This is a genomic window from Aliivibrio sp. 1S128, assembly GCF_001691065.1.
Classification (GTDB): domain Bacteria; phylum Pseudomonadota; class Gammaproteobacteria; order Enterobacterales; family Vibrionaceae; genus Aliivibrio.
Genome location: NZ_MAJV01000107.1, coordinates 137,937 through 154,000, shown reverse-complemented (window position 1 = coordinate 154,000; position 16,064 = coordinate 137,937). Strand labels below are relative to the sequence as shown.

Here is a 16,064-nt window from a genome sequence, read left to right as displayed (position 1 = left end):
AAAGCCGCAGACTCTTTATCTGCCAGAGACTGAATGGCTAGATATTCGGTTAACTGGCGTTCAAATTCCAATACCTTCACTGGATCATCGCTAATTTGCTCAGGCAGATCCTCAGGCTTTAGCCTTACTCGACCCAGATTACGGGTAATCTCAGCCATTTGCAGTTTATGGATATTATCTTCATCTTTGTGTATTGCGCTGCGTAGTGTGATTTCTTCTGCAAGTGGTAAGAATAAATCGGATACATCCGCTAACGGATCATCTAGCGCAATAAACATCCCACAATCTTGGGCTGGTAAATCGACTCGATAATCGACATCCCAACACCCTGGCTTATCTGCTACATGTTTAAAGCTGTCAGTTTGAGCTTCAGTTGAAGTTAATGGTGTGCAAGTCGAGTTAAATATCCCTGTTGGAGCACCATTTACGCCAATATCTGCTGCATAGTGACCAAGCTTAGAAGAAAGTCCAGTGTGAGGGTGAGCCAAGGCCGAGTTAAATTGTTTTAAATTAACCTTACGCATCCATAATGAGCGATTAGATGTATGGGAGCGCATATGCTCACACAATCGCCATGTCCAACGTTGATGGGCAAATGCCATATAGATCGTATTCTTCGCTGGATACACTAAGCAACTCTTGGTTTCACCTTTGCGACCTCGTTCATTAGCGGGCTTATCGGCTTCATCGTTTGACCACTCAATTTTAGTAAAGTCATACCCTTCAATTTGATATTCATGAAATGTTTTATCCGTTTCATCATACACATACAACCAACCATCACGGAGTTGTCTTAACGTATACTGACGCTGCTTAGGCGTAAATCGACCTTTCCATTGCGTGTCAGTGCTTGGAAGTGGATGCATTTGCACCCCTTGTTCATCCATGTCATCCAAGGCATAGCGAACAGGAATAATGCCAATATCACTACGCTGAAAAGGGCATAACCCAGCTGGACTTTTTGCGTCACGGGTTGATGCGCACATAGCGGCTTTGTTGGCAGTACTCATTCAATACTCTTCCTTATGTGTATTTAGCATTTACTTTGACTGGTTGATTGCTTACGAAAAACCAACAAGTAAGATTTCTTGTAAAATCGAGATGTGAAAACTCTATATAGGTGAGAAATAAGACACAATAAAAACCCCTTTCTTAGGGCTTAAAAATCAAATCGACCCGAGACGGTTCACATTTTAAATGAAAGAGATTGTAGGAAGATAAGTGATTTTTATTTATAAGGTTGGGGAGAACTTATCAATAATAAAATCAATAGGATATGGAATTTAGTATTGATTATCTGCAAGTGTTTCCTTTTGTATGTATATGCAATCACAAATCCCAGAAACAAAAAAAGCGAGCCATCATAGCTCGCTTTTCAATCTATGTTTTTATTATAATTTACAGTAATTCAACAGACTGTTGAGCTATCACAAATTCTTCGTTGGTTGGGATAACCATTGCTACTGCACCTAGCATTTCTGATTTAGCGACAATACCATCAGCGCCAAAACGAGCAGCTTCGTTACCAGCAACATCTTCAACAAAACCAAGAATTTTAAGATTGTTTAAGATCTCACGACGAATTGGTAAAGAGTTTTCACCAATACCACCAGTAAAGATGATGCCATCTAGAGAATCTAACGCTGCTAGGTAAGAAGCAACATATTTAGCAACACGATAAGTAAACACTTGGAAAGCTAATGTCGCGCCTTCATGGCCTTCTTCCATTGCTTCTAAGATACCGCGAGCATCACTTGTTAAACCGGACACACCTAAGAAGCCAGACTCTTTGTTTAGAGAGTTAAATACTTGCTCTTGTGACCAACCTTTCTTTAATAAGTACTCAATGATACCTGGGTCTAAATCACCACAACGAGTACCCATCATTAGGCCTGATAGCGGAGTAAAGCCCATGCTTGTATCTACGCTGTTACCATCTTTAATTGCACACACTGATGCGCCATTACCTAGGTGAACAGAGATAAAACTCGCTTCTTCGATTGGCTTATTCACCATTTTTGCAGCTTCACGACTTACAAAGTAATGACTTGTACCGTGGAAACCGTAACGACGCACACCAAAATCAGTATAAAGCTCTTTAGCTATCGCACCTGTGTAAGCACGTTTTGGCATAGTTTGGTGGAAAGCGGTATCAAATACAGCAAATTGAGGAAGGCTCGGAAAAGCTTCAATAGCAGCACGAATACCAATAGCACCCGCTGGGTTATGAAGAGGCGCTAAGTCAGATAGGCTTTCAATTTCTTTTGTTACTTCTTCTGTAATACGTACTGTTTCAGTGAATTTTTCACCGCCATGAACAATACGGTGGCCAATAGCAACGATGCCATCAGTAAAACCTAGTTCTTCAGTTAAACCCACTAATTTGCCGATAGCAATTTTATGGTGGTTTTCTTCGCCTTCAATGGCAATTTCAGTTTTCTGTCCCTGATACTTCCAGCTCATACGAGCATCTTCCAGGCCAAAGCATTCACCCAACCCGCTTAATACTGCATCACCAGAAGCAGAATCGATAACAGCAAACTTTAGTGAAGAGCTGCCTGAATTGATAACTAATACGTATTCGTTGTTCATCATTATTCTCTTTTTATAAACTGTAGGTTACACATATATTTGTGCCTTTTGTAACACTCCTATTATTCAACTTTTTTTTAATTATTCAACTTTTGTTTTTCTTTTTTCCGTTTTTTTCTAGCAATTCCTTATTCTAGATCAAAATCCATACTTTTAAGTAGATATTGAACAAACTGATAATTATGTAAAAAGTGTTAGCTAGGTCCGATTACCACCCTTTACTGGAAGCAATGTATTGATTTTGAACTTCATACACTAAAAAATGACACTTCGTCTATTTTTTGACTTTTAGTACCTATGAATATATTGATCTGCGATGATTCTAAAATCGCACGAAAAGCTCTCTCAAGTAATATAGAGTTATCTCAAGACCTTACTCTGTTTTATGCTGAAAATGGGAAAGAAGGATTAGACGTATTACGAGCGCATTCTATTGATATACTTTTCCTTGATTTAACTATGCCTGTTATGGATGGTTTTGATGTACTAAGTCAACTCCCAATAAATACCTACCCAACCCAAACGGTTGTTATCTCTGGTGACGTTCAAGAGAAAGCAAAACAACGTTGCTATCAATTAGGTGCAAATGAATTTATTAATAAACCATTTAAGCCAGAAGAAATTGCAGATGTCCTTCTTCGGTATGGTATTCCTGTTTCATCAAAACTCTTGGCTTTTCGCCCTAAGTTTTCTTTAAGCTCTGCAAATCTAATAGAGAATATTAAAGAGATCAGTAACGTAGCCTTAGGAGCTAGTGCCGCACTTATTTCTGAGCAATTTGACCGTTTTATTGATATGCCATTACCGAATGTCGCTTCTTTACACCATTCAGAGCTTCAAATGACATTACAAGATATTGTTAATAACTCAGAGTATCGCGCTATCTCACAACGATTTGTAGGTTATGGCATAAACGGAGAAGCATTAGTATGCTTACATGGCAGTGATTTAGCAGAGTTACTGAGTGTCAATCAAGGTAACGAACAAATCACAACCAATGAAGCGATCTTAGATATTTCAAATCTGTTGGTATCTTCATTTTTATCTTCTTTTAATAAACAATTAGATATAGAGATTTCTCTACGCCAACCTATTGTATTAGAAACAGAACAGTTAAAGGCTGCGTTAAAAGAAAGTCATTCTTTTCTTAACGACTATGACTCTGATATTTTTACGATTGAATTCGTGTATTCAGCGGAAAGCTTAGATTTAAAATGCGATGTCATTTTTTTAATGGATAACGATTCATTAACGGCCATTAAATCAATCTTAGAGAGCGTATTATAATGAACACCGATATGAATGATTTTCATTGGGCAATGCAAGTAATTGGTGATTTGGACGCAGGTTTAATTGTGTTAGACCAAGATTATCAAGTCTGTGCTTGGAATGCGTTTATGCAATCTTATAGTGGTATCACCTCAGATAAAATCTTAGGTAAGGTCATTTTTGATGCCATTCCAGACTTACCTGAAACTTGGTTAAGAAAAAAAGTTAACACTGCTTTTAGGCTTAATACTCGAGGTTTCTCCTGCTGGGAAGATAGACCTTATCTTCTTAAATTCAAAAACTTTACGCCTATTTCTAATAGCTTGATTGAAATGCGTCAGAACATCACTTTCTCTCCTCTTACGTCATTAAATGGGCAAGTTTCTCATGTTAGTTTAGTGATCAGTGACGTCACCGACATTGCAAAGAATAAACTTCATTTACAAGAATCAAATCAACAACTCTCGGAATTAAGCCGAACCGACGGGTTAACACAATTATTTAATCGCGCTTATTGGGAAACGTGTTTACAACAAGAATTCGACCAAGCAAAAATATCCGGAAATGTTTCATCTGTTGTAATATTTGATATTGACCACTTTAAGAAAGTAAATGATACCTATGGCCACACGGTTGGAGATGATGTGATCCGTAATGTCGCTGACTTATTAAGAAAAACATCGCGTAACACAGACAGTTGTGGGCGCTATGGCGGAGAGGAGTTTACCGTTATCCTTCCTGGTGCAAATTCAGAGCAAGCGTTGTATTTCTCAGAACGATTACGTAAACGAGTAGAGAAGGCAATTGTGGAATGCGAATGCTCTAATGTCAGCTATAAGGTCAGTTTAGGGATCTGTGAATTATCAGATGAACATGATGACTATTCAACTTGGTTAAAGATGGCTGACAAAGCACTTTATCACTCTAAAGAAAACGGCAGAAATCAGTCTACAATTTATACTTCTGCTCTAAAATAGCTTTATCTTCTTCAATTCTTAAATAATAAATAGAAAAAAACCTGAGTGAAAACACTCAGGCTTTGATTACAAGAAGTAAAGTCGCGTCCTGCAACACTTACCCAGCTATGCGTAATGCCAATACTGCGCTGAACACTTTACCGATCGGCGACCAAACCATCATAAAGCTCTTCACGCAAATGGACCCTGCCCAAAATGTATCGGGTCCGTATAATTATCGTTATCCTTTTACACCACCGGCTGTCAAACCACCCACAAGGAACTTCTGAGCAAGTAAGAAAACCAATGTAATAGGTAATGCTGATAATACAGCAGCGGCCGCAAAATCGCCCCATAAGTAGTTCTGAGGGTATAAATATTGTTGCATACCCACTGCTAATGTGTATGAGTTTACATCAGAAAGTAGTAAAGATGCTACCGGAACCTCAGTAATAACACCAATAAATGACAAAATGAAGACAACCGCTAAAATCGGAACTGACAATGGCAATAGAACTAAACGGAATGCTTGCCATGGTGTCGCTCCATCTAAGGCCGCGGCTTCTTCTAATGAATTATCAATAGTTTCAAAATACCCTTTAATGGTCCAAACGTGTAACGCAATCCCCCCCAGATAAGCAAAGACAAGTCCACCATGCGTATTTAAGCCTAAGAATGGTACATACTGACCCAATTTATCAAACAAAGCGTACAAGGCAACTAAAGCAAGTACCGCTGGAAACATTTGAAAAATCATCATCCCTTTTAAAATCGTTTCTTTTCCTTTAAAGCGTAGTCGAGCAAATGCATACGCACTAGTTGTTGATAATGCCACAATCAATATGGAGCTAATCGCTGCCACTTTAATTGAGTTCCATAACCAAGTTAGCACAGGGAATGGTGGCTGAGTTGTAGAACCATCAGCATGCTCTACTGCAATACCTAACGCTAATTTCCAATGCTCTAGTGATGGGTTTTCAGGAATAATGCTCCCGGTTGCAAAGTTACCCTCACGAAAGGAAATGGTAATCACCATTAATAGCGGGAATATAATCATCGCTAAGAATATCCACATTGCTACATGAGTAGCCCAAACACGATACTTTAAGTTTTTTCCTTGAACCATTGCCATATCAATGAATCCTCATTTATTGAAGGTTAAGTAGCTAAATATCAATCTCTTAATAGATAGCTACTTAACTATTAATTATTTTAACGACTAGTTATTTGATAATTTAGTGAAACGTAGGTTCAGTAACGCTAAGCCACCAACCAACAAGAAAATAAGCGTTGCAATGGCACTTGCTAGACCAAAGTCTTGACCACCACTGCCCTCAAACGCGATTCGATACGTGTAGCTTACTAATAAATCGGTATAACCAGCAGGCTCTGTTGTTCCGATCATATTTGGGCCACCTTTAGTCAATAACGCAATCATTACGAAGTTATTGAAGTTAAAAGCAAAAGCGGCAATTAGCAATGGGGTCAATGGTTTAACCATCATTGGCACAGTAATATTGAAGAAGTTTTGAATTGGCCCTGCACCATCAATGGCAGAGGCTTCATAAAGATCTTCTGGAATTGACTTCAATAGCCCCATACATAGAATCATCATGTAAGGGAAACCAAGCCATGTATTCACAATTAATACCATTGTTTTTGCTGTGAATGGGTCTGAGAACCAATTAGGCTGAATACCAAACATACTATCAAGCAGCATATTGATCTCACCAAAGCTTTGGTTAAAGAGACCACGGAAAATCAAGATAGAAATAAACGCAGGTACCGCATAAGGAAGTATCAAGAGAAGACGGTAAACAGCGCGACCTTTAAGCTCTTCCCATTGCACAACAGCAGCAAGAACCAAACCTATTGCTAAAGTGAAAACAACAGTACAAGTTGCAAAAATAACCGTCCAAATAAAGATACTGATAAAAGGTTCTTTAATACCGTCATCTTTCCAGATACGTTCAAAATTTGCAGCTCCAACATTTACCACAAAACCAGGCGAAATTGGATCACCAATGAAAACATCATTATCGTTCACTTCTTGATAGAAGCCTGTTTCATGGTTAGCTTTAAAATAAGTTTCCGTTTTGTTGTTATAAAGCGTCTCACCATCTTCTTGTAAAACAAAAAGGGGCGCTACCGCTGCAAATTTACGCAACCCACTCATTTGAATCTCACCACCAGACGGTAAAGACAGAGTGATTAAATTTAAATTTGGACGCTTTGCGATAATTTGTTTAATCGTCGCTTTTTTTCCTTTAATCGATTCAACTGGTGTTAAAGCAAGATTACGCTCAACAGCCTCAGCTAAATCAAAGGTTTCAGTTGCTAATAATTCACCTGAATCTTTAATCGTTAATGCATAACCATTGCCCTGATTCATTAATTCAAATTTATAGCTCTTTCCACTTTGAAAGGTTTTTGATAAATGAACAATTTGTGCTCGCTCTAATGTCACCTGATTGGTTGCACTATAGTTCGTGAATGCTAATCCAATGGTATAAACTAACGGAAAAATAATGAATAAAATCATGCCTGCAATACCAGGGAAGGTATAGCGATGAGCATACGTTTTTTTACTGCCAAACACATAAACGGCTAGCGATGTTAATACCAGTGTTAACATTGCAAATGCAGTTTCACCACGAGAATACATAAGTACGCATACGTAGCCATTTATCGCAGCAATAGCAGACAATAGTCCCCATTTTACTAATGATTTATAATTTGTATGCGAAGCGACTGCTGTTGTCATAAACTCCAAGACCTTTTAAAAATACCAACCTAGTAAGTCAATTAATGATAATTAAAAAACTTACTCAAGTGGGTATATGCCAATAATATTATTCAGTTAACATATTAAAGAGGGGAAGAACATTTCCCCTCTATTATTTTAGATTTACTACTTAGTCATGCGTTGTTCTGCTGCGGCCAATGCTTCATTAATCATTTGACGACCATCAACCACGTTGCCAAGAGCTTCTTCCATGCTGTACCAGAACGTTGTGAATTGTGGAATGTTAGGCATAATTTCGCCATTCATTGCATTATCCATTGTCGCGGCGATACGAGGATCATTTCCTAGTTGTTTCTGATATGAATTTAATGCAACAGCACCTAGTGGCTTATCATCATTCAAGCTTTTTAGACCTTCATCAGTAAGTAGGTAGTTTTCAAAAAATTCCACTGCAAGGTCTCTGTTTGGAGACACCGCACTGATCCCACCAACCCAAACGCCAACGAATGGTTTCGATGCTTGACCGTGGAATTTAGGTAACGTAGTTACACCATAATCAATACCCGCTTTCTCGATGTTCGCCCAGCCCCAAGGACCGTTAATTATCATTGCAACATTGCCTTTTACAAATTCAGATTCAGCAACTGAATAATCCATATCGGCAGAAATGGTTTTATCTTTTACCATCTTCTCAATAAAGCCCATCGCATCTTGAACGCCTTTTTGGTTTACACCTGCGTTTTTAATGTCATAGCCGTCTGCTGTTTTCTTAAAGGCATACCCACCATCAGCAGCCAGTAGAGGCCAAGTAAAATAAGCACCGCCACGTAAAGGCCACATAATGGCTTTTTGGTTTTTAGTCATTAGTTCTTTATCTAATGCTGGAATATCTTCCCAGTTTTTTGGTGGCGATTTAATTAATGCTTTATTGTAAATTAATGAAACCGATTCAATCGCAATTGGGTATGCGATTGTTTTGCCTTTATAAGATACGGCATCCCATGCAAAGTCAACGATCTCAGATTTCAATTCTTCTGAAGGCTTAATTTCAGCCAAAAGACCCGCTTCTGCAAAACCACCAAAGCGGTCATGTGCATAGAAAATCATATCTGGGCCATCACCAGCCGCCGCTACCTGTGCAAATTTTTCTTCTGCTTTATCAGGAAAAGCTACGGTTACTTTAATTCCGGTATCTTCTTCAAATCGTTTGCCTACTTCAGCCATACCTTCATAAGATTTATCGCCAGTCAACCAAATAGTAAGTTGACCTTCTTCGATTGCAGCAGAAGCGTTAATTGAACCAAGAGCTGCCATTGTGCATAGCGCGACAGTACTGAGGACTTTTTTCATTGTGAATCCTTCCTTTTATAATTAGCGAATCATCCGTAGGGTTGAAGTAAAAATAGATGATGACTCAATTTTCAAGTGTATTTTCATTAATAAACCGCCTAAATTCATCCTCCTAATCCCTACGCCCTTGTATTAGTCAGCAAAAAGCGTGAACTCAACCAGAATAATGATTGAGCCACATCACAAAACAAGCCCAAAGAGAGATCTTTATCACATTGAAATTTAAAAAAAATTTGAACTCCATCGCTATTTATCAAAAATGTGATCTAGGTACTCCTCCCCCCTACTCCCCCAGAAAAAAACAGGAGGAGGAGGATGACGTAAGAAGCATTTTCCTGAAGAATGGCACCATAAAGCTAACAGCTACTATTATTCAAAATTAAATAGAGGATGGACACAATGACGAGTGTCACTTTACGCAACGTTTGCAAATCCTATGGCGACGTTAAAATATCGAAAAATGTTGATTTAGAAATAAACTCGGGTGAGTTTGTTGTATTTGTAGGGCCATCTGGCTGTGGTAAATCAACTTTATTACGCTGTATTGCAGGTTTAGAAGACATTACATCAGGCGACTTATACATGGGTGACAAACGCATGAATGATGTTGAGCCTTCTAAGCGTGGTGTTGGCATGGTCTTCCAATCTTATGCTCTTTATCCACACTTAAACTTATTTGATAATATGTCATTTGGGCTTAAATTAGCTAAAGCAGATAAAAGTGAAATAAAAAAACGTGTAGACCATGCTGCCGATATTCTGCAATTAGGTCATTTACTCGAACGCCAACCAAAGGCACTTTCTGGCGGTCAACGTCAACGTGTTGCAATTGGCCGTACTTTGGTTTCTCAACCTGATGTTTTCCTACTTGATGAACCATTGTCCAATCTTGATGCGGCATTACGAGTACAAATGCGTATCGAAATAGCTAAATTACATAAGAAATTGAACTGTACCATGATCTACGTAACACACGATCAGGTAGAGGCAATGACAATGGCAGAAAAAATCGTTGTATTAGATGGCGGTTATGTATCTCAAGTTGGTGCACCATTAGAGTTGTATCACTATCCAAAAAACCGTTTTGTTGCTGGTTTTATTGGTTCTCCTAAAATGAACTTTATCAGTGTTTTCATTGAAGATGTTGAGAAAAATCAAGTCAAAGTACAATTCAAAAATGGAACCTCATTCTGGGTTCCTGTGGACGGTACACACGTAACTCGTGGTGAAAGAATGTCACTAGGGGTACGACCTGAACACTTAGTATCTGCCGAGAATGGCGATGCCGTAATTAAAGGCGAAGTACTTGTTGTTGAAAAATTGGGATATGAAACACAAATTTATTTAACAATTGAAGATGCCGATGCCGATATGATATACCGTGTACCTGATACTGCATTAATTGAGGCTGGTGACGCCTTCTCTGTGGGAATTCCCGCACACCGTTGCCATTTATTCCGTGGTGATGGGAAAGCATGCCAAAGGCTCTATAAAGAAGCCGGCGCTTAACCTACATTATTCAATTATAAAAAGCCCAACAGCGAATTGGGCTTTTGTTGTTTATTAAGTAAGAGGAATATTGTGAACACACATCATGCTTTCCCGTACCCCCTAGGGGCGACATTAACTTCTGATGGGTGTAATTTTTCTGTACACCATGCATCAAAGTTCCCGATATCATTAATCATTTTTAATGAGGATGATACTTATCATGAATATCAATTCACCGAAGAATATGGTTCTATCAAATATATCTTCCTCGAGAATATCACTGAAAACACAACTTATGCTTTTAAAATAATTCAAAACCAAGAAGAGCTACTTTTACTTGACCCATACGCAAAATCCTTAAAAAACACACCTCATTACCAAGTTCCCTATACTGCAGAACAAAGCTGGACATTGGCACAATGTGTTGTAATTAATGATTTTTTTGATTGGGAAAACACACCACAACCAAAAGTCCCTCGTTCTGAGACCATTTTATTAGAAACCCATGTGAAAGGGTTTACATTATTAAATTCAGACGTAGATAAAGAAGTTCGTGGCACTTATCTTGGTTTAGCCGATCCCGCAAATATCGCACATTTAAAGCAGCAAGGAATAACAAGCGTTCAATTACTACCCGTCGCTGCTTGTATGCATGAGCCTCATTTACTTGAAATGGGTATGGTCAATTACTGGGGCTATAATCCAATAGCATTTATGGCGCCAGATCCTAGATATGCTCGTAATGATGCGGTTACTGAATTAAAAACAGCAATTCGAGAGCTTCATAAAAACAACATTGAAGTGATTCTCGATGTCGTCTATAACCATACTGCGGAAGGTGGAGACGGTGGTACTACCTTTAATTTAAAAGGATTAGACCAAGATTATTATTTACATCACCATGGTAAATATACGAATTATACGGGATGTGGTAATACGATAGATATTACACATCAACCTAGCTTAAATCTTATAATGGATACATTACGCTACTGGGTTGAACAATATCATATTGATGGATTCCGTTTTGATTTAGCGGCAACATTAGGTCGTGAATACGATCAATTTAATCCGAATAACCCGTTCTTTAAAGCCGTAGCTCAAGATCCTACACTTCAAAAGATTAAATTAATTGCAGAACCTTGGGACATTGGTCCTAACGGTTACCAAGTTGGTCAGTTTCCTGATGGTTGGAATGAGTGTAGTGATAAATACCGTGATACAGCAAAGAGCTTTTGGCGTGGTGAACAAAACTACTTAAAATCCATCGCTACTCGTTTAATGGGATCTCGTGATCTTATTAGTGCTTCACGCTGGCCTCATAAATTACCAGTTAACTATGTAAGCTACCATGACGGATTTACACTTCAGGATCTTGTCAGTTACAAAGAACGACATAACCTTGCCAATGGTGAAGAAAACCGTGACGGTCATGGTGACAATCGTTCAGATAACTATGGTGTAGAAGGGCCGACTGATAACCCAAGAATTATTGCTGTTCGTGAAAAACAAAAACGTAATATGATGACAACCTTATTATTTAGTTTTGGGATCCCTCACCTTTTAGCTGCAGATGCTTGCTCACACAGTCAGCAAGGTAATAACAATGCTTACTGCCAAGACAGTGATATTAGCTGGGTTAATTGGGATTTAAATAAAACCGAACAAGAGTTTAAGATGTGGCTATCAGATATGATCCAAGCCCGACAAACTCACATGACCCCTATAATCAATGCCTTTAGTGGTACAAGCCGATCGAAACAAAAGGTCGCATGGTATACACCCAAAGGAAATAATATGACTCATGCTGATTGGCATGGTGCAGAATCATTATCTCTTCATCTTAATATATATGATGGCGATAAAGAGCTACTCATCATGATCAACCAATCAAATATTCCAACTCGTTTTGACCTACCAAAACCAAAGAAATACTCTCGTTGGTCATTAGTTTGTAATACTCAGCATACTCAAGTAACACCAAAACACGCTGTTTTTGATTACAGTCTATCACCATTATCTATTGCTATATTTAACGCCGAATAAAGGTATTTTAGTAAAAATAGTAATAAAAAAGGAGGCGATTAAGCCTCCTTTTTGAACCATTGACTAAAACTGATCTTACTCAATTTCAGATTTTACACGTCCTTTGTGATATGTCCTATACGCTAAAACCATCAGCGTAATTATTAACTTGGATGTAATCCAGATCATATACGAACAAACTACCTTATAAATGGTGTGTAAAAGACAAAGCGTCTTGTTCTACGCTCCAATGTCACGGAACCGTTAAAACAATACCAAAAAACAACAAACTTGTCACATTTAGTATGACTATGCCCGTATTATGATGATTAAAATAAATTGAATACAACATCAAACTAATAAAAATAACTAAATAATCTGAGCTAATCGTTCTTGTACTACACCAACAATGAGATCTGGCTGAAACTTAGAAATAAAACGATCACAGCCCACTTTCTGTACCATTGCATTATTAAAGCTACCACTTAATGAGGTATTTAACGTAATAAACAGGTCATGCATCCTCGTGTCATTTCTGATTTCATGAGTCAGTCTATAGCCATCCATTTCTGGCATTTCAGCATCTGTTATCATTAATAATATTTCATCATTAATGACTTTACCTTCATCACACCACCCCTTTAACAGCTCAAGAGCTTGTCGCCCATCAGTTCTTTCAATAACTTCCAAACCAAGTTGCTCGAGTGTATTTCTAACTTGAGTTCGTGCCGTACTTGAATCATCAACAATAAGTACTTTGCGCCCATACATATGACGAACTAATTCTTGGTCTAAAACACCATCAGAAATTGAAATGTCATATTCAATTATCTCTGCAAGTACTTTTTCAACATCAATAATTTCAACAATACGGGTCGTATTGGGTTCAACTTCAACCTGAGTAATCGCAGTAAGGTAGTTATGGCGACCCACCGCTTTTGGTGGCGGCAGAATATCAGCCCATGTCGTATTAATAATATTTTGAATCTGACCAACTAAAAAGCCCTGAATGCTACGGTTATATTCCGTAATGATTAATGTACTTTCTTCATCCTTACCCATTGGTTTCATTCCAATGGCACCACGTAAATCAATCACAGGGACAGATTCTCCACGTAAACTCGCTACCCCAGAAATATGATAATGAGAACCGGGTAATTTAGTTAACTTTGGAACCTTTAATATCTCTTTTACTTTAAAAACATTAATAGCAAAAATTTGAGTCGTGTTAAGCTTAAAAAGCAACAATTCCAATCGGTTTTGACCCACAAGCTGGGTTCTTTGATCCACACTATTTAGCATTCCACTCATAAACATCACTCACCTAATGATTGCACTGATATTATCACCAACAATTATATCTGTAACACGTAAATTCTATAAGTTATCGGCATTTTAAAAGAAGTCTTTAACAAGTTAGTGCAAAAAAATAGACAATAATGTTACTATCTTTCGCATAAGCATCAGATAAGATGTACGTAGTACTAAATTAAAGGAATTTAATATGCCGCAACAAGCCCAGCCCCAACCATTACTCGTTCGAATGATGAATACAAACATCGTTATACAAATATTAATTGGTATTGTAGCAGGTGTTGCTCTTGCCACTCTTTCACCAGAAACCGCAGTTTCTGCCGGCCTTTTTGGTCAATTATTTGTTAGCGCATTAAAAGCGGTTGCTCCTATTCTTGTCTTTATTCTTGTTGCGTCTTCAATAGCAAACCAAAAACGAGGCCAAGACTCAAATATGAAGCCCGTTGTTGTTTTATATTTAATCGGAACCTTTTGTGCATCACTAACTGCCGTCACTATGAGTTTCATTTTTCCGACAACCTTATCTTTAGTCACTGATGCTGCAACCAATAGTGCACCTGAAGGCATTATGGAAGTGTTGTATACTTTATTATTTAAAATTATTGATAATCCAATTAATGCATTAATGACAGGTAACTTTATCGGTATCTTAGGCTGGGCCGTTGCGCTTGGTTTAGGTTTACACTCTGCATCTGATGCAACAAAAAAAGTATTCATTGACCTTTCAAACTGTATTTCAAACATTGTAACTGTGGTTATCCGTTTTGCCCCTATTGGTATTTTTGGCCTTGTTGCAAGTACTTTCGCAGAAACTGGTTTTGATGCATTAGCAGGTTATTCTCACCTATTAGCCGTTTTACTTGGTTCAATGGCAATTATTGCCTTAATTGTTAACCCATTGATTGTATTTATTCGTACCAAACGTAACCCATATCCACTCGTTTTCTTATGCTTACGTGAAAGTGGTGTAACGGCATTCTTTACTCGAAGTTCTGCCGCAAACATTCCTGTAAACATGGCATTATGTGAGCGTTTGAACCTACATAAAGATACTTATTCTGTATCAATTCCATTGGGTGCGACAATCAACATGGCCGGAGCGGCAATTACCATTACAGTACTGACACTTGCCGCTGTACATACATCAGGTGTTGCCGTTGATTTACCAACAGCTCTATTACTTAGTTTAGTTGCTGCTGTTTCGGCGTGTGGTGCATCAGGTGTTGCCGGTGGCTCACTACTACTTATTCCATTAGCATGTAGCCTATTTGGTATTCCAAACGAAGTGGCAATGCAAGTGGTTGCTATCGGCTTTATTATCGGTGTGGTACAAGATTCAGCAGAAACAGCATTGAATAGTTCAACTGATGTTCTATTCACTACTGCGGCTTGTCGTAAAGCGGATAATCCATATAAACCACTAGTTCAAACATCAAATTCTTAATCAATACTAAGAAATAAAACTAAAAATGGCAGCTAAATTAGCTGCCATTTTTTATTTAGACATTGATTCACTAAACTTATTGATGATCTTTATGTTGGTACAAATAAATAGAATAAGAAAGTGCCAATAAAGCACATAATGTAGCAGGTATCGCTAGTGTATTGATCCCTAATGATGGATAAAAATAACCGCCAATTACACCACCAAATACAAAACCAAAAGCGATGAATAAATAAAGAGCTAATCGACGATGATGGATCGGTTCACCCTTTAATTTCATACCAAACATGATACCAAGATCCGTTAATACACCTGTCACATGGGTTGTTCTAACTACGGCACCGCTGTATGTTGTTACTAAACCATTTTGTAAGCCACATGCAGCGGATGCAAAATAATGCCCCCATTGACTACCCTCTTTTAATACAAACATTGCAGCAAACAATAGTAAACTTTCAATCATAAGCGCGAAATTATAACGTCGCCCTAGTTTAAGTGCGGTACAACCAACAATCAGGCTACTTAACGATGAGCCTAAAATAAAACTGAATATAATAAAAAGTAAATGCCACGTTTGATCATTAAAACCAAGTAGTTGTGTACCTAGTAGAGTAGCGGTCCCTGAAAGATGCGAAATAGATTGATGTTGAAAACCCAGCAAGCCCACTGAGTTAGTAATTCCAGCTAACAACGCCAGAAAAAAAGTGCCGTATTCGACCCATTTAGGTAATTTTGAAATCACAATTCGATACCTAGCCAGTAAAGAGGGCTATTCTATACCCAACTTACACTAAGATACAATTTCAACTCAAATTTATTAAACTTCTATACGGATTAATTATCCATTATGTATGGATATAGAAATAAAAAAGGAAAG

The 16,064-nt window shown here is 38.0% G+C and carries 12 protein-coding genes; 5 read left to right on the top strand and 7 right to left on the bottom strand.

What is annotated here, in order from left to right:
• Both A6E03_RS14990 and A6E03_RS14985 read right to left on the bottom strand, forming a co-directional pair.
• Positions 1–1,010 (bottom strand): toxin VasX (locus tag A6E03_RS14990; RefSeq protein WP_369688362.1); only part of this gene is annotated, 1,010 nt, incomplete at its 3' end.
• Between the two features lie 388 nt (positions 1,011–1,398).
• On the bottom strand, positions 1,399–2,592 hold the full coding sequence (locus tag A6E03_RS14985) for an acetate/propionate family kinase (RefSeq protein ID WP_065592832.1): 1,194 nt from the start codon (positions 2,590–2,592) through the stop codon (positions 1,399–1,401).
• A gap of 297 nt (positions 2,593–2,889) precedes the next feature.
• On the opposite strand from A6E03_RS14985, the gene A6E03_RS14980 reads away from it, so the two are divergent.
• Both A6E03_RS14980 and A6E03_RS14975 read left to right on the top strand, forming a co-directional pair.
• Positions 2,890–3,879, top strand: coding sequence for a response regulator (locus tag A6E03_RS14980; protein ID WP_065601182.1), 990 nt, complete (start codon positions 2,890–2,892; stop codon positions 3,877–3,879).
• Positions 3,879–4,838 (top strand): sensor domain-containing diguanylate cyclase, encoded by a 960-nt coding sequence (locus A6E03_RS14975; protein ID WP_065601181.1) that lies wholly within the window; start codon positions 3,879–3,881, stop codon positions 4,836–4,838. The genes A6E03_RS14980 and A6E03_RS14975 overlap by 1 nt, the downstream gene beginning before the upstream one ends.
• A gap of 220 nt (positions 4,839–5,058) precedes the next feature.
• On the opposite strand, the gene malG is transcribed toward A6E03_RS14975, so the two are convergent.
• The 3 genes from malG to malE form a co-directional block, all read right to left on the bottom strand.
• The gene (gene malG / locus A6E03_RS14970) at positions 5,059–5,949 is read right to left on the bottom strand and encodes a maltose ABC transporter permease MalG (RefSeq protein WP_065592829.1); all 891 of its coding nucleotides are present in this window, start codon (positions 5,947–5,949) and stop codon (positions 5,059–5,061) included.
• Between the two features lie 87 nt (positions 5,950–6,036).
• Entirely contained in the window at positions 6,037–7,581 is a 1,545-nt protein-coding gene (gene malF, locus A6E03_RS14965; protein ID WP_065592828.1) for a maltose ABC transporter permease MalF, read from the bottom strand.
• Positions 7,582–7,728: 147 nt separating this feature from the next.
• Complete coding sequence (malE, locus tag A6E03_RS14960) at positions 7,729–8,913, bottom strand: maltose/maltodextrin ABC transporter substrate-binding protein MalE (RefSeq protein WP_065601180.1); 1,185 nt, start codon at positions 8,911–8,913, stop codon at positions 7,729–7,731.
• Between the two features lie 399 nt (positions 8,914–9,312).
• On the opposite strand from malE, the gene malK reads away from it, so the two are divergent.
• Both malK and glgX read left to right on the top strand, forming a co-directional pair.
• Positions 9,313–10,422 carry a maltose/maltodextrin ABC transporter ATP-binding protein MalK gene (malK, locus tag A6E03_RS14955; protein WP_065592826.1) on the top strand — a complete coding sequence of 370 codons (1,110 nt, stop codon included), beginning with the start codon at positions 9,313–9,315 and terminating at the stop codon, positions 10,420–10,422.
• Positions 10,423–10,494: 72 nt separating this feature from the next.
• A complete protein-coding gene (gene glgX / locus A6E03_RS14950; protein WP_065601179.1) occupies positions 10,495–12,450 on the top strand; it encodes a glycogen debranching protein GlgX in 1,956 nt (651 codons plus the stop codon).
• Between the two features lie 348 nt (positions 12,451–12,798).
• Here glgX and A6E03_RS14945 read toward each other — a convergent pair whose 3' ends face one another.
• Positions 12,799–13,740: a chemotaxis protein CheV gene (locus tag A6E03_RS14945; protein WP_065592843.1), complete on the bottom strand. Its 942-nt coding sequence runs from the start codon at positions 13,738–13,740 to the stop codon at positions 12,799–12,801.
• A gap of 193 nt (positions 13,741–13,933) precedes the next feature.
• On the opposite strand from A6E03_RS14945, the gene sstT reads away from it, so the two are divergent.
• Positions 13,934–15,187 carry a serine/threonine transporter SstT gene (gene sstT / locus A6E03_RS14940; RefSeq protein WP_065601178.1) on the top strand — a complete coding sequence of 418 codons (1,254 nt, stop codon included), beginning with the start codon at positions 13,934–13,936 and terminating at the stop codon, positions 15,185–15,187.
• A 76-nt stretch (positions 15,188–15,263) separates the two neighbouring features.
• Here sstT and A6E03_RS14935 read toward each other — a convergent pair whose 3' ends face one another.
• A complete protein-coding gene (locus tag A6E03_RS14935) occupies positions 15,264–15,929 on the bottom strand; it encodes a YoaK family protein (RefSeq protein WP_065592823.1) in 666 nt (221 codons plus the stop codon).
• Between the last annotated feature and the right edge of the window lie 135 nt (positions 15,930–16,064).

Coding starts and splice junctions, on each gene's coding strand:
- A6E03_RS14985 (WP_065592832.1), bottom strand. CDS start 2,592: ATGAACAACGAATACGTATTAGTTATCAATTCAGGCAGCTCTTCACTA.
- A6E03_RS14980 (WP_065601182.1), top strand. CDS start 2,890: ATGAATATATTGATCTGCGATGATTCTAAAATCGCACGAAAAGCTCTC.
- A6E03_RS14975 (WP_065601181.1), top strand. CDS start 3,879: ATGAACACCGATATGAATGATTTTCATTGGGCAATGCAAGTAATTGGT.
- malG (WP_065592829.1), bottom strand. CDS start 5,949: ATGGCAATGGTTCAAGGAAAAAACTTAAAGTATCGTGTTTGGGCTACT.
- malF (WP_065592828.1), bottom strand. CDS start 7,581: ATGACAACAGCAGTCGCTTCGCATACAAATTATAAATCATTAGTAAAA.
- malE (WP_065601180.1), bottom strand. CDS start 8,913: ATGAAAAAAGTCCTCAGTACTGTCGCGCTATGCACAATGGCAGCTCTT.
- malK (WP_065592826.1), top strand. CDS start 9,313: ATGACGAGTGTCACTTTACGCAACGTTTGCAAATCCTATGGCGACGTT.
- A6E03_RS14945 (WP_065592843.1), bottom strand. CDS start 13,740: ATGAGTGGAATGCTAAATAGTGTGGATCAAAGAACCCAGCTTGTGGGT.
- sstT (WP_065601178.1), top strand. CDS start 13,934: ATGCCGCAACAAGCCCAGCCCCAACCATTACTCGTTCGAATGATGAAT.